The organism is Streptomyces sp. NPDC126503, from assembly GCF_040302405.1.
GTDB classification, from domain to species: Bacteria; Actinomycetota; Actinomycetes; order Streptomycetales; family Streptomycetaceae; genus Streptomyces; species Streptomyces gulbargensis.
In genome coordinates, this window is the sequence record NZ_JBEORS010000008.1 from 183,911 (window position 1) to 196,391 (window position 12,481).

The following is a 12,481-nucleotide window of genomic DNA, read 5'->3' on the forward strand; positions in this document are numbered from 1 at the left end:
CCCCGTACGGCCCAGGCCACGCCTGCCACCGGGGCATCCCGGCCCACCCGGCCCACCCCTACGGACAGCCCCCTGGCCCCTACGATCTGTGACCCGTATCACCGCTCCGTTGTGATCTGCGATTTAGGGACCCACGTCCCACGGGGATAACCTGCGAGACGGACATGCCGCGTCCACGGACTCCGTGCACGCCTCCCTTGTGACAGCGCAGTCACGTTGCCCTTCGCGGCACGCCCACGCAGACAACGAACCGCGATCATCAGAAAAGGGACGGACGCGCGTGGACCTGTTCGAGTACCAGGCGAGGGACCTCTTCGCCAAGCACGGTGTACCGGTGCTGGCCGGTGAAGTCATCGACACGCCTGAGGCGGCGCGCGAGGCCACCGAGCGTCTTGGCGGCAAGTCGGTCGTCAAGGCGCAGGTGAAGGTCGGCGGCCGCGGCAAGGCCGGCGGCGTCAAGCTGGCCGCCACCCCGGACGAGGCCGTCGCCCGCGCGACGGACATCCTCGGGATGGACATCAAGGGCCACACGGTCCACAAGGTGATGATCGCGGAGACCGCTCCGGAAATCCTCGAGGAGTACTACGTCTCGTACCTCCTCGACCGCACCAACCGCACCTTCCTGGCCATGGCCTCGGTCGCCGGCGGCATGGACATCGAGGAGGTCGCCGCGACGACCCCCGAGAAGCTGGCCAAGGTCCCGGTGGACGCCAACAACGGCGTCGACATCGAGAAGGCCCGCGAGATCGTCGCCCAGGCCAAGTTCCCGGCCGACGTCGCCGAGAAGGTCGCCGAGGTCCTCGTGACCCTGTGGAAGACCTTCGTCGCCGAGGACGCGCTCCTCGTCGAGGTCAACCCGCTGGCCAAGGTCGCCTCCGGCGACATCATCGCCCTCGACGGCAAGGTGTCCCTGGACGCCAACGCCGACTTCCGCCAGCCGGAGCACGAGGCGCTCGAGGACAAGGCCGCAGCCAACCCGCTCGAGGCTGCCGCCAAGGCCAAGGGCCTCAACTACGTCAAGCTCGACGGCGAGGTCGGCATCATCGGCAACGGCGCCGGCCTGGTCATGTCGACCCTGGACGTCGTCGCGTACGCCGGTGAGAACCACGGCGGCGTGAAGCCGGCCAACTTCCTCGACATCGGTGGCGGCGCCTCCGCCGAGGTCATGGCGAACGGCCTGGAGATCATCCTGGGCGACCCGGACGTCAAGTCCGTCTTCGTCAACGTCTTCGGTGGCATCACCGCCTGTGACGAGGTCGCCAACGGCATCGTCCAGGCCCTGGAGCTCCTCGCCTCCAAGGGCGAAGAGGTCACCAAGCCGTTGGTCGTGCGCCTCGACGGCAACAACGCGGAGCTGGGTCGCAAGATCCTGTCCGACGCCAACCACCCGCTCGTGCAGCGCGTGGACACCATGGACGGCGCGGCCGACAAGGCCGCCGAGCTCGCGGCTGCGAAGTAAGGGACAGGGGAAACCACAGCCATGGCTATCTTCCTCAACAAGGACAGCAAGGTCATCGTCCAGGGCATGACCGGTGCCACGGGCATGAAGCACACCAAGCTCATGCTGGGTGACGGCACCAACATCGTCGGCGGCGTGAACCCGCGCAAGGCCGGCACCAAGGTCGACTTCGACGGCACGGAGGTCCCGGTCTTCGGGTCCGTCGCCGAGGCCATGAAGGAGACCGGCGCTAACGTGTCCGTCCTCTTCGTGCCGCCGGCCTTCGCCAAGGCCGCCGTCGTCGAGGCGATCGACGCCGAGATCCCGCTCGCCGTCGTCATCACCGAGGGCATCGCGGTCCACGACTCCGCCGCGTTCTACGCGTACGCCGTGGAGAAGGGCAACAAGACCCGGATCATCGGCCCGAACTGCCCCGGTCTCATCACCCCGGGCCAGTCCAACGCCGGCATCATCCCGGGCGACATCACGAAGCCGGGCCGCATCGGCCTGGTCTCGAAGTCCGGCACGCTGACGTACCAGATGATGTACGAGCTCCGTGACATCGGCTTCTCGTCCGCCGTCGGCATCGGTGGCGACCCGGTCATCGGCACCACGCACATCGACGCCCTGGCGGCCTTCGAGGCCGACCCGGACACCGACCTGATCGTCATGATCGGTGAGATCGGCGGCGACGCCGAGGAGCGTGCGGCCGACTTCATCAAGGCCAACGTCACCAAGCCGGTCGTCGGCTACGTCGCGGGCTTCACCGCGCCCGAGGGCAAGACCATGGGCCACGCCGGCGCCATCGTCTCCGGCTCCTCCGGCACCGCCCAGGCGAAGAAGGAGGCCCTGGAGGCCGCGGGCGTCAAGGTCGGCAAGACGCCGACCGAGACGGCCAAGCTGGCGCGCGCGATCCTCGCCGGCTGAGCTTCCACCGCCGCACAGTGAGAGGGCCCCGCGCCCACCCGGAGACGGGTGGCTGCGGGGCCCTCTCGCGCGCGCGAGCCGCTATTCCGCGTACGGGACGAGCCGCTCGGGGCCTGGATGCGGCAGGGTCCTGAGCATGTCGCGCAGCTCCACGTCCTCCGGGTCCAGCTGCTGCGGGCCGCCCCGCACCGGCACCCCTCCGACGGACTGGCCGGGCGCGTTGACCGGGATGTAGCGGGTGGGCGCGGTCGCCGCGGTGACGGCCGTGACGCCGATGAGCACCGCCGTCATGCCGATCGCCGCCCGCGTCCAGCGCCGGATCCGCCGCTCGCCGCCCGTGCGGATCGCGGGGGCCGCCGGGAGGGTCGTCGTCGGTGCCTCCGCCACCAGGGTGCCCAGGCGTTCCCGCAGGGCCTCCGGTTCGGCCAGCTCCGGCACCCGGTCGGCGATGACCGCGCGGGCGTGCAGCAGCCGGCCGGCGGCGGCCGGGGTGCTCGCCTCGGTCTCGGCCGCCGTGTCCGGCAGGTCGAGGCCGAGCCCGTCGTAGAGCAGGACGGTCCGGCGGTACGGCGGCGGCAGTTCCAGCAGCGCCGCGAGCAGGGCCCGCCGCCTCGCCTCGGTCGGCGGGGCGTCGGGGTGCTTGTGGGCGCGGCGCAGCCGGTGCCAGGGGGAGAGCGCGTACTCGTGGGTCGCCGCCCGTACCCAGCCGACCGGGTCGGCGTCGACGGCCACCTCGGGCCACCGCTCCCACGCCTGGCGGAAGGCGTGCTCGACGGCCTCGCGGGAGAGTCCCCGGCGCCCGGTGAGCAGATAGGCCTGGTGGGCGAGGCCGGGCGCGGCGTAGGCGTACAGCGCGTCGAAGGCCTCTTCGGGGGTGAGGACGGGGGCCGCCGCCCGTGCGGACTCCGGTGCTCCGGCCCGCCCGGGAGCGCCGGATACGGGCCCGGAGGAGCGGGCGACGGTTTCCGCCGGGGTGCCGTTCTCCGCCGGGGCGGCGGTGCGTTTCAGGCGTTCCTGGTCCTGGGGCCGTCCGGCGCCCGGCCGGCGGGCCGGTCCCTGGGCGATGGCGGGGGAGGGCGAGGGCGCCTTCGGCGGCTTGGTGGCCCGCTTGGCGGTGGCCCGGGGCCGGACGTGGGCGGCGGGGCCGGGGGCGCTCGCGGGCGGGTCGCCGCCGGCGGGGGTGCCCGCGTCCTCCGCGGCGGCGAGCAGCTTCGCGTAGGCCTCGCGCTTACGGCCCCGCGGCGCCGAACGCCCGGTCTCCCACGCCTTCACCGTGGCCTTGGTGACGCCCACGGCCTCGGCGACCTGCTCCTCGCTCAGTGCGAGGGCCTCACGGAGCCGGCGTCGCTCCTTGGGGGTCGGAAGACTGACGGCGGATGCGGATTCGGTGGTGCTCCGGCTCATCGGCGTCGACCTCCCGCAGAGCTCCTCTGGGCGGAAAAGTACATAAACGTATATTGAGCGACACAACGGATGTTTGCCTGTTACGCCGCGAAAGCGCGTGTCGTTGGCAGCATGGCCCCGTGACCCACGTGACCGAGCACCCCCTGGTCCAGGGCGGCCGTTCCACCGCGTTCGCCACCGCCTGCGTCCGTGGCGCCGTCGCCGCGGGCCTCGGCCTCGGCGCCCTCGCCGTGCTGGTGATCGCGGCCTGGATCAGCTCCCCCTTCCCCGACAGCGGAGCCGGCGGCGCGCTGCACGTCGCCGCCGGCCTGTGGCTGCTCGCCCACGGCGTCGACCTGATCCGTACGGACACGCTGTCCGGCCTGCCCGCACCCCTCGGCGCCGCCCCGCTGCTCCTCGTCGCCCTCCCCGTCTGGCTGCTCCACCGCACCGCCCGCGACACCCTCGACCCGGCCGACCCGACCCGGCCCCGCCCCACCCCGGGCGGCGCGGTGGGCGCCGTCAGCGGCGGATACCTCCTCGTCGGCGCCACCGTCGTGGTCTACAGCGCCAGCGGGCCGCTGCCGGCCGACCTCGTCGCGGCCGGGCTGTGGCTGCCGGCCGTCGTCGTGGCCGCGGCGGGGGCGGGGGTCTGGACGGCGCTCGGCCGCCCCCTGCCCCGGCGTCGCGAGGCGGCGGTCGCCCTGCGGGCCGCCGGACTCGGACTCGCCACCCTGCTCGGCGGCGGGGCGGTGCTCGTGGCGGTCTCCCTGGTCTGGCACGCGGGCGCGGCCCACACCGCGTACCTCACCCTCGCGGGGGAGTGGTCGGGCCGGGCGGCGGTGCTGCTGCTCGTCCTGGCGCTGCTGCCGAACGCGGCGGTGTGGGGCGCGGCGTACGGGCTCGGGCCCGGCTTCGCGCTCGGCACGGGCGCCCTCGCCACGCCCCTCGGGCTCGCCGGGGTCCCCGCCCTGCCGCCCTTCCCGCTCCTCGCGGCCCTGCCGGCGGACGCGCGCGGGACGTGGCCGCACTGGTCCGCCGCCGCGGTGCCGTTCGCCGCGGCCGCGGTCCAGGGCTGGTACGCCGGCCGGGCCGGGCGGGACCTGGCGGCCCGGGGGACCGTCCTGGCGGCCCTCGGCGCGGCCTGGGCGACGGGCGCCGCGCTGACCGCCCTCGCCGCCGCCTCCGGGGGCCCGATCGGCTCCGGCCGCCTCGCCGACTTCGGTCCCGTGGGGTGGCAGACGGGCGCGGCGGCGGTGCTGTGGGGCGCGGCCGTGGGGGTGCCGGTGGCGTGCGGGGTACGGGCGTGGGGGCGGCGGGGCGTGCGGGGCCCGGAGGAGGCCGGTGCGGGGGGCGGGCCGGTCGGGCCGGTCCCGCCTGTCCCGTCGGCCCCGCCTGTCCCGTCGGTCGCACCGGTGGTCGCCGGGGCGACGACGGGCTACGAGGACCTGGACGAGCTGGACGGTCGCCTGGGCGGGCTGGACGACGCCGGGTACGAGCCGTACGACTTCCTGCCGGCGGCCTGGGAACCGACGCCCCCGGGGCCGGGGCCGGGGCCGGGGCCGGGACCTGAACCCGGAGCCGGGCGGGGACCTGTTCCGGGTGCGGGGCCCGGACCCGGCGCGGGTCCGGAGCCGGGGGACGGGGCGCCGGCGTAGCGGAGGGGGCGCCGTCCTGGTGGGGACCGGGGTTCCGGGGACGGGCACCGTCCCGGGGGTGTTGTGCCCACCCGTTCCGCCCTTGGCGGACGTATGCCCACAACATGGCGGTCGTGGCGGCGCGCGCCCGCCCGCCACGGGGCCGTCGCGGTGCCGTGGCACCTGGCCTGCCCCCGGTCGGCACCTGCCCCTCACAACATGGCCGCCGTGGCGGCGTTGGACCCTGTCGGCCCGTGGCGGCGTCACGCGCCCGCTTCGGCAGTGGCCGGCGGGTGCCACGGGGCTGTCGGGCGGGCCCCGCCCCGGCGTGTGCCACGACGGCGCCGGGTGGGGCGGCGTCATGAGCGGTCCACCCCCGGCCGGCGGGTGCCCACAGCACTCCCCCGTGGCGGGGCAGCCCCGGCCCCGGCGACCGATGGCCGCAACGGGCCCGGGCCGCGGGGCTGCGCGCGTCCCGGAGGGCTACTCGCGGACGCCGAAGCCGTCGCGGAGGGGCTTCGGAAGGTGGTTGTTGCAGGAGAGCTGGCCCGCGTGGGTGAGGGCGTCGTCGCGGCACTCGTAGAAGTCGCGGTAGACGAGCTGCATGGTGAAGCCGACCGCGACGATCAGGAGGGCGACGCTCGCGGCCACCAGGCCGCTGATCGCCGCCGTGCGCAGGGAGCGGAGCGGCGTCGCGGGGGCGGCCGGTCCCGAGGGCTGGGACGGCGGCTGTGACGTCGGCGACACCTCCGCAGCCCGCGTCGGCTGCTCCGCCGGCGCCGCCGGCTTCGCGCGGAGGGCGCTGACCGCCCAGTAGACCCCGAGCGCGCCGAGCAGCAGCGCCAGCTCCCGGATCTCGAAGATCGCGAAGAAGAACGCCCACATGCCCGCGAGAACCGCGTACCGCGCGCGCCGCTGGGCCGGGTCCGTCGGGTCCCAGCGCAGGGCGGGCCGCCCCGGTTCCTTACCGGGACCGTTACCGCCCTGGCGGTCCGGCCCCCGCCCGAAGCCGTCCGTCGAACGGCCCGGCTGACGCGGGCTCCAGCGCCCGTCGGCCGAGCCCTGGGCCCCCTCGGAGCCCTGCGGGCCCTGCGCGTCCGACGACCCCGAGGCCCCGGACGCGTCGTCGCCCGAGCCCTCCGGTCGCCGCGGCTGCCACGGCTGATCCGGCCGGCCCTCGGGCGGCGGCGCGAACGGGTTGTTGTCGTTCGTGGACTGGCGATCCGGCATGTGCTGGACGTCTTCCCTCTGTCGTCGTGACCGTCGTCGTGACCGCGGCCGCACCCGCGGTCGGCCCGCCTGACTACTGGCGTGGACCCTGACGCTACCGCCCGGCTCCGCCCCCGTCCCGTGGGGGCCGTCCGGTGTGCCGGTATCGTTGCTGACGGTCGAGCCATTCGTAGGGTTCCCCGTATCGAGGGGCACGATTCGTTCGTACGACCGCACAAACACCACGGAAAGAGTGTCTCCTGTGGCTGCCGCCCGTCTCGTCGTCCTGGTCTCCGGCTCCGGCACGAACCTCCAGGCCCTGCTCGACGCCATCGCCGCCGACCCCGAGGGGTACGGGGCGGAGATCGTCGCCGTGGGCGCCGACCGCGACTCCATCGCCGGTCTGGAGCGGGCCGAGCGCGCCGGGCTGCCCACCTTCGTCTGCCGGGTGAAGGACCACGCGACCCGCGAGGAGTGGGACCGCGCCCTGGCCGAGGCCACCGCCGCGTACGCGCCGGACCTCGTCGTCTCGGCCGGTTTCATGAAGATCGTCGGCAAGGAGTTCCTCGCCCGCTTCGGCGGCCGGTTCGTCAACACGCACCCGGCCCTGCTCCCCAGTTTTCCCGGTGCCCACGGGGTGCGTGACGCCCTCGCCTACGGGGCGAAGGTCACCGGATGCACCGTCCACTTCGTCGACGACGGTGTCGACACCGGCCCGATCATCGCCCAGGGCGTGGTCGAGGTGCGGGAGACGGACGATGAAGCCGCTCTGCACGAGCGCATCAAGGAAGTCGAGCGCTCGCTGCTCGTCGACGTCGTGGGGCGTCTCGCCCGGCACGGCTACCGCATTGAGGGACGAAAGGTTCATGTCGGTGAACACGGACACCGTTAAGCCCATCCGCCGCGCGCTGGTCAGCGTCTACGACAAGACGGGGCTGGAGGAGCTGGCCCGGGGCCTGCACGAGGCCGGTGTCGAGCTCGTCTCCACGGGTTCCACCGCCGGGAGGATCGCCGCCGCCGGCGTCCCGGTCACCAAGGTCGAGGAGCTCACCGGCTTCCCCGAGTGCCTCGACGGCCGCGTCAAGACCCTCCACCCGCGCGTGCACGCCGGCATCCTCGCCGACCTGCGCCTGGAGTCGCACCGCGCGCAGCTCGCCGAGCTCGGCGTCGAGCCCTTCGACCTGGTCGTCGTGAACCTCTACCCGTTCCGCGAGACCGTCGCCTCCGGCGCCACCGCGGACGAGTGCGTCGAGCAGATCGACATCGGCGGCCCGTCGATGGTCCGCGCCGCCGCCAAGAACCACCCGTCGGTGGCCATCGTCACCAGCCCCGAGCGGTACGGCGACGTCCTCGCCGCCGTCCGGGCGGGCGGCTTCGACCTGACCGCCCGCAAGCGCCTCGCCGCCGAGGCCTTCCAGCACACCGCCGCGTACGACGTCGCCGTCGCCTCCTGGTTCGCCGACGACTACTCCGCCGCCGACGACTCGGGCTTCCCCGACTTCCTGGGCGCCACCTTCGCCCGGAAGAACGTCCTGCGCTACGGCGAGAACCCGCACCAGGGCGCCGCGCTCTACGTCGACGGCACGGGCGGCCTCGCCGAGGCCGAGCAGCTGCACGGCAAGGAGATGTCGTACAACAACTTCACGGACACCGACGCCGCGCGCCGGGCCGCGTACGACCACGCCGAGCCGTGTGTCGCGATCATCAAGCACGCGAACCCGTGCGGCATCGCGATCGGCGCCGACGTCGCCGAGGCCCACCGCAAGGCCCACGCCTGCGACCCCCTGTCCGCCTTCGGCGGGGTCATCGCCGTCAACCGCCCCGTCTCGGTCGAGATGGCCGAGCAGGTCGCCGAGATCTTCACCGAGGTCATCGTCGCCCCCGGCTACGAGGACGGCGCCGTCGAGATCCTCGCCAAGAAGAAGAACATCCGCGTGCTGCGGGCCGAGGGCGCCCCGGCCAACCCGGTCGAGGTCAAGCCGATCGACGGCGGCGCGCTCCTCCAGGTGACCGACCGCCTCCAGGCCGAGGGCGACGACCCGGCCCACTGGACCCTCGCCACCGGGGACGCGCTCTCCGCCGACGAGCTGGCCGAGCTCGCCTTCGCCTGGAAGGCCTGCCGCGCGGTCAAGTCCAACGCGATCCTGCTCGCCAGGGACGGCGCCTCGGTCGGCGTCGGCATGGGCCAGGTCAACCGCGTCGACTCCGCGAAGCTCGCGGTCGAGCGGGCCGGCGAGGAGCGGGCGCGCGGCTCGTACGCCGCCTCCGACGCCTTCTTCCCCTTCCCCGACGGCCTGGAGATCCTCACCGCCGCCGGTGTGAAGGCGGTCGTGCAGCCCGGCGGCTCGGTCCGTGACGAGCTGGTCGTCGAGGCCGCGAAGAAGGCCGGGGTGACCATGTACTTCACCGGCACCCGCCACTTCTTCCACTGAGCGCCCACGGGCGCACGGGTCACCCGTCACGGGTCACCCGTCACGGGTGACCCGTGCGCCGGCCGTGGGGTCCTCCCGGCCCGGTGGGAGCCCCCACCGGCTCCCACCGGGCCGGACGGGCCCGGCCGGTGGATTCTGGTCTAATGGGATGCTCTTTGGTCGGCCGCCGGTACTGGGGGACGTGGTGTTGGACGTACTGAACAGGCCCGCTGCGGACACCGCCGACGCGCGCCCCCCGGACTCGGAACTGTCCCCGGCGCCGCTCCGCCCGTACCTGATCGTCGCGGCCGTGCTCTGCGGCCTGTACTTCCTCTACTCCTGGGTGCAGTACAGCCACTTCCGCACCCCCTCCTGGGACCTCGGCATCTTCGGGCAGTCCGTCCGCGCCTACGCCGAGTTCCGCGCCCCGGTCGTCGACATCAAGGGCCCCGGCTTCCTCATACTCGGCGACCACTTCAGCCCGGTGACGGCGCTCCTCGCGCCGCTGTACTGGGTCTGGCCCTCGCCGGTCTCGCTCCTGTTCGCGCAGGCCGCGCTGTTCGCCGCCTCCGCCGTCGTCGTCGGCCGCACCGCGCAGCAGATCCTCGGCAGCCGGGCCGCCGGCCTCGCCCTCACCGTCGCCTACGGGCTCTCCTGGGGCCTCCAGGAGGCGGTCAAGTCCGACTTCCACGAGATCGCCTTCGCGGTCCCGATGCTCGCCCTCGCCTGCCGCGCCCTCCTCCTGGGACGGTGGACCGCGGCCGTCGCCTGGTCGCTGCCCCTCGTCCTCGTCAAGGAGGACATGGGCCTGACCGTCTCCATGGTCGGCGTCGTCCTCGTCGTGAAGGGCCGCAAGCGGCTCGGGGCGGCCGTGGCCGCCTTCGGCGCGGCGGCCTTCGCGCTGACCGTCCTCGTCCTGATCCCGGCGGCGAGCCGGGCCGGCCAGTACGACTACTGGGCGAAGATCGAGAAGACCGGGCAGGGCACGGAGACCTCCTTCGGGCAGGTCGTCGCGGACGCGCTGACCTCCGGCGAGCGCTGGGAGATGCTCGTCTTCCTGCTCGGGATCACCGGCTTCCTCGCCCTGCGCTCCCCGCTGATCCTGCTCGTCCTGCCCACCCTCGGCTGGCGCTTCCTCTCCCAGGACGCCAACCACTGGGGCATGCACTGGCACTACAGCGCCATCCTCATGCCGGTCGTCTTCCTGGCCCTCGTGGACGCCGCCCGCGCGGTCCGCACCTCACCGCGCGCCTGGCTCGTCTCGTACGGGAAGGTCGTCGTCCCGGTCGCGACGGCGGTCGCGCTCGTGCTGGCCGCGAACCTGCCGCTGCGGGAGCTGCTGCGCTCCGAGACGTACCGCGCGGACGCCCGGGTCGCCCAGGCCCGGGCCGCGGTGGCGGCGGTGCCGGACGGGACGAGCGTGGAGGCCGACGTCCCCCTCCTCGCCCACCTCACGGCGGACCACCGCGTCTACTGGGTCGGTACGGCGAAGGGCGCCACGCCCGACTACCTCGCCCTGGACCTGCGGGGCTGGTCACAGCCGGTCTCCGACCCGGTGGCGCTGGCTTCGCAACTGCATCCGGAGGCGCGGTACGCGATCGTGCACCGCTCCGAGGGGTTCGTGGTGCTGAAGCGGCAGTGACGGACGGGAAAAACACCGTGGGCCGGATTCCAGAGGAATCCGGCCCACGGTGTTTTCGGGCTCAGTACTGGGGCTGGTTGCGCTTGAACCAGGCCACGGCGTCCGACTTCGCGTAGAAGACGATGATCAGGATGCCGAGCACCAGGCTGATCAGGGCGAAGACGTTCGTGCCCAGCAGGCTGAGGAGGCTGATGGCGACCACGAGCGAGGCGTAGACGATCGCGGAGATGCGAAGGCCGTTGCCGCCCTTGGTGGTCTTGAGGGCCATGACGAGCGCCCATATGCCGAAAGCGAGCGCCAGGATGCCGACGACCACGAAGACGCCGGTGACCGCGGCCGCGGCACCGTCCGCGTTGTTGACATCGGCGGAGCGGTCCATGATCTGGTCGGCGACCCAGCCGCCGGCCACCATGGTGGCGACGCCCATGACGATCTGGCAGATCGCCAGGATCCACAGCATCACGCGCGCGGCCTTCACCCCGCCCGGCATCTCCATCACCGCGCCCGGGTAACCGCCGCCGTACGGCGCGGCCGGCGGGGCGGCCGGGTAGCCGTAACCCTGCTGCGGCGGGGTGCCCTGGGGGGTCTGCTGCGGGTAGCCGTAGCCGGGCTGCTGTCCCTGCGGCGGCTGGCCGTAGGGGTTGTTCGGTTCGCCGAAGCTCATCGCGGGGTTCCTCCGTGAGGTTTTCTTGCGGGGACGTACGCGGCCCGCGCGGAGGACATTCACGGCATATGAGCGGCTTCCCCCCGGCACTTTCCGCGGCACTGCGCGGATCATCGTCGTCGTAACGTCGCTTTTTTGTCCAGTCGATAGGCGGCGGAGTTGTGCAAGTGCAACGGAAGCGCAACCTGCCGCGGTGGAGCGCGGGCACCGGGCGGAGGGCGAATTGGAAGTGGGCGGGGTTCATCCGGGAGGATGGGCCCCATGAGCGCCCAGATTCTCGATGGCAAGGCCACCGCAGCCGCGATCAAGTCCGAACTGACCGTCCGTGTGGCGGCTCTCAAGGAGAAGGGCGTCACGCCCGGTCTCGGCACGGTCCTGGTCGGCGACGACCCGGCCAGTCAGAAGTACGTGGCCGGAAAGCACCGTGACTGCGCGCAGGTCGGCCTGGCCTCGATCCAGCGGCAGCTGCCCGCCACCGCCACCCAGGAGGAGATCGAGGCGGTCGTACGGGAGCTCAACGAGGATCCCGCCTGCACCGGTTACATCGTCCAGCTCCCCCTCCCGAAGGGCATCGACGAGAACCGCATCCTGGAGCTGATGGACCCGGCCAAGGACGCGGACGGCCTGCACCCGACCAACCTCGGCCGGCTCGTCCTCAACGAGCCCGCGCCGCTGCCCTGCACGCCGAACGGCGTCATCACCCTGCTGCGGGCCCACGGTGTCGAGATCAACGGCGCGGAGGTCGTGGTCGTCGGCCGCGGCGTCACGATCGGCCGGCCGATGCCGCTGCTCCTCACCCGCCGCTCCGAGAACGCCACCGTGACCCAGTGCCACACGGGCACCCGGGACCTCGCGGCGCACCTGCGCAACGCGGACATCATCGTCGCGGCGGCGGGCGTGCCGCACCTGATCAGGCCCGAGGACGTGAAGCCGGGCGCGGCCGTCCTCGACGTCGGCGTCTCCCGCAACGCCGAGGGCAAGATCATGGGCGACGTGCACCCGGGCGTCGCCGAGGTGGCCGGCTGGATCTCCCCGAACCCGGGCGGCGTGGGCCCGATGACCCGCGCGCAGCTCCTCGTCAACGTCGTCGAGGCCGCCGAGCGCGCGGCCGCGGCGCTCTGACGTGACCTCCGGGACCCCGGGATCCCCGGGGACCCCGGACGGGCCGGA

General features: G+C 73.5%; 10 protein-coding genes. 7 read left to right on the forward strand and 3 right to left on the reverse strand.

What is annotated here, in order from left to right; all coding sequences use genetic code 11:
- Positions 1 to 280 precede the first annotated feature (280 nt).
- The gene (sucC, locus tag ABTY40_RS13685; RefSeq protein ID WP_309050365.1) at positions 281 to 1,459 is read left to right on the forward strand and encodes an ADP-forming succinate--CoA ligase subunit beta; all 1,179 of its coding nucleotides are present in this window, start codon (positions 281 to 283) and stop codon (positions 1,457 to 1,459) included.
- A 21-nt stretch (positions 1,460 to 1,480) separates the two neighbouring features.
- Positions 1,481 to 2,365, forward strand: coding sequence for a succinate--CoA ligase subunit alpha (sucD, locus tag ABTY40_RS13690; protein ID WP_309050366.1), 885 nt, complete (start codon positions 1,481 to 1,483; stop codon positions 2,363 to 2,365).
- Between the two features lie 81 nt (positions 2,366 to 2,446).
- Here sucD and ABTY40_RS13695 read toward each other — a convergent pair whose 3' ends face one another.
- Positions 2,447 to 3,769 (reverse strand): helix-turn-helix domain-containing protein, encoded by a 1,323-nt coding sequence (locus ABTY40_RS13695; RefSeq protein ID WP_352059666.1) that lies wholly within the window; start codon positions 3,767 to 3,769, stop codon positions 2,447 to 2,449.
- 119 nt (positions 3,770 to 3,888) lie between these two features.
- Between ABTY40_RS13695 and ABTY40_RS13700 the strand changes: the two genes are divergently transcribed.
- Positions 3,889 to 5,406: a cell division protein PerM gene (locus tag ABTY40_RS13700; RefSeq protein ID WP_352059667.1), complete on the forward strand. Its 1,518-nt coding sequence runs from the start codon at positions 3,889 to 3,891 to the stop codon at positions 5,404 to 5,406.
- Positions 5,407 to 5,868: 462 nt separating this feature from the next.
- Here the strand turns inward: ABTY40_RS13700 and ABTY40_RS13705 are convergent, their stop codons facing one another.
- A complete protein-coding gene (locus ABTY40_RS13705) occupies positions 5,869 to 6,615 on the reverse strand; it encodes a hypothetical protein (RefSeq protein ID WP_352059668.1) in 747 nt (248 codons plus the stop codon).
- 241 nt (positions 6,616 to 6,856) lie between these two features.
- Here ABTY40_RS13705 and purN point away from each other — a divergent pair, with 241 nt between their 5' ends.
- The 3 genes from purN (at position 6,857) to ABTY40_RS13720 (ending at position 10,647) form a co-directional block, all read left to right on the forward strand.
- The gene (purN, locus tag ABTY40_RS13710; protein WP_345278472.1) at positions 6,857 to 7,486 is read left to right on the forward strand and encodes a phosphoribosylglycinamide formyltransferase; all 630 of its coding nucleotides are present in this window, start codon (positions 6,857 to 6,859) and stop codon (positions 7,484 to 7,486) included.
- Positions 7,461 to 9,026 carry a bifunctional phosphoribosylaminoimidazolecarboxamide formyltransferase/IMP cyclohydrolase gene (purH, locus tag ABTY40_RS13715; RefSeq protein WP_352059669.1) on the forward strand — a complete coding sequence of 522 codons (1,566 nt, stop codon included), beginning with the start codon at positions 7,461 to 7,463 and terminating at the stop codon, positions 9,024 to 9,026. The genes purN and purH overlap by 26 nt, the downstream gene beginning before the upstream one ends.
- A 148-nt stretch (positions 9,027 to 9,174) precedes the next feature.
- On the forward strand, positions 9,175 to 10,647 hold the full coding sequence (locus tag ABTY40_RS13720) for a DUF2079 domain-containing protein (RefSeq protein ID WP_502990570.1): 1,473 nt from the start codon (positions 9,175 to 9,177) through the stop codon (positions 10,645 to 10,647).
- A 61-nt stretch (positions 10,648 to 10,708) separates the two neighbouring features.
- Here the strand turns inward: ABTY40_RS13720 and ABTY40_RS13725 are convergent, their stop codons facing one another.
- The gene (locus ABTY40_RS13725) at positions 10,709 to 11,311 is read right to left on the reverse strand and encodes a hypothetical protein (protein WP_352059670.1); all 603 of its coding nucleotides are present in this window, start codon (positions 11,309 to 11,311) and stop codon (positions 10,709 to 10,711) included.
- Between the two features lie 261 nt (positions 11,312 to 11,572).
- Between ABTY40_RS13725 and ABTY40_RS13730 the strand changes: the two genes are divergently transcribed.
- Entirely contained in the window at positions 11,573 to 12,433 is an 861-nt protein-coding gene (locus tag ABTY40_RS13730) for a bifunctional methylenetetrahydrofolate dehydrogenase/methenyltetrahydrofolate cyclohydrolase (RefSeq protein ID WP_352059671.1), read from the forward strand.
- Positions 12,434 to 12,481: the final 48 nt, after the last annotated feature.

Coding starts and splice junctions, on each gene's coding strand:
- ABTY40_RS13720 (WP_502990570.1), top strand. CDS start 9,175: ATGCTCTTTGGTCGGCCGCCGGTACTGGGGGACGTGGTGTTGGACGTA.
- purH (WP_352059669.1), top strand. CDS start 7,461: ATGTCGGTGAACACGGACACCGTTAAGCCCATCCGCCGCGCGCTGGTC.
- sucD (WP_309050366.1), top strand. CDS start 1,481: ATGGCTATCTTCCTCAACAAGGACAGCAAGGTCATCGTCCAGGGCATG.
- ABTY40_RS13695 (WP_352059666.1), bottom strand. CDS start 3,769: ATGAGCCGGAGCACCACCGAATCCGCATCCGCCGTCAGTCTTCCGACC.
- ABTY40_RS13725 (WP_352059670.1), bottom strand. CDS start 11,311: ATGAGCTTCGGCGAACCGAACAACCCCTACGGCCAGCCGCCGCAGGGA.
- ABTY40_RS13730 (WP_352059671.1), top strand. CDS start 11,573: ATGAGCGCCCAGATTCTCGATGGCAAGGCCACCGCAGCCGCGATCAAG.
- ABTY40_RS13705 (WP_352059668.1), bottom strand. CDS start 6,615: ATGCCGGATCGCCAGTCCACGAACGACAACAACCCGTTCGCGCCGCCG.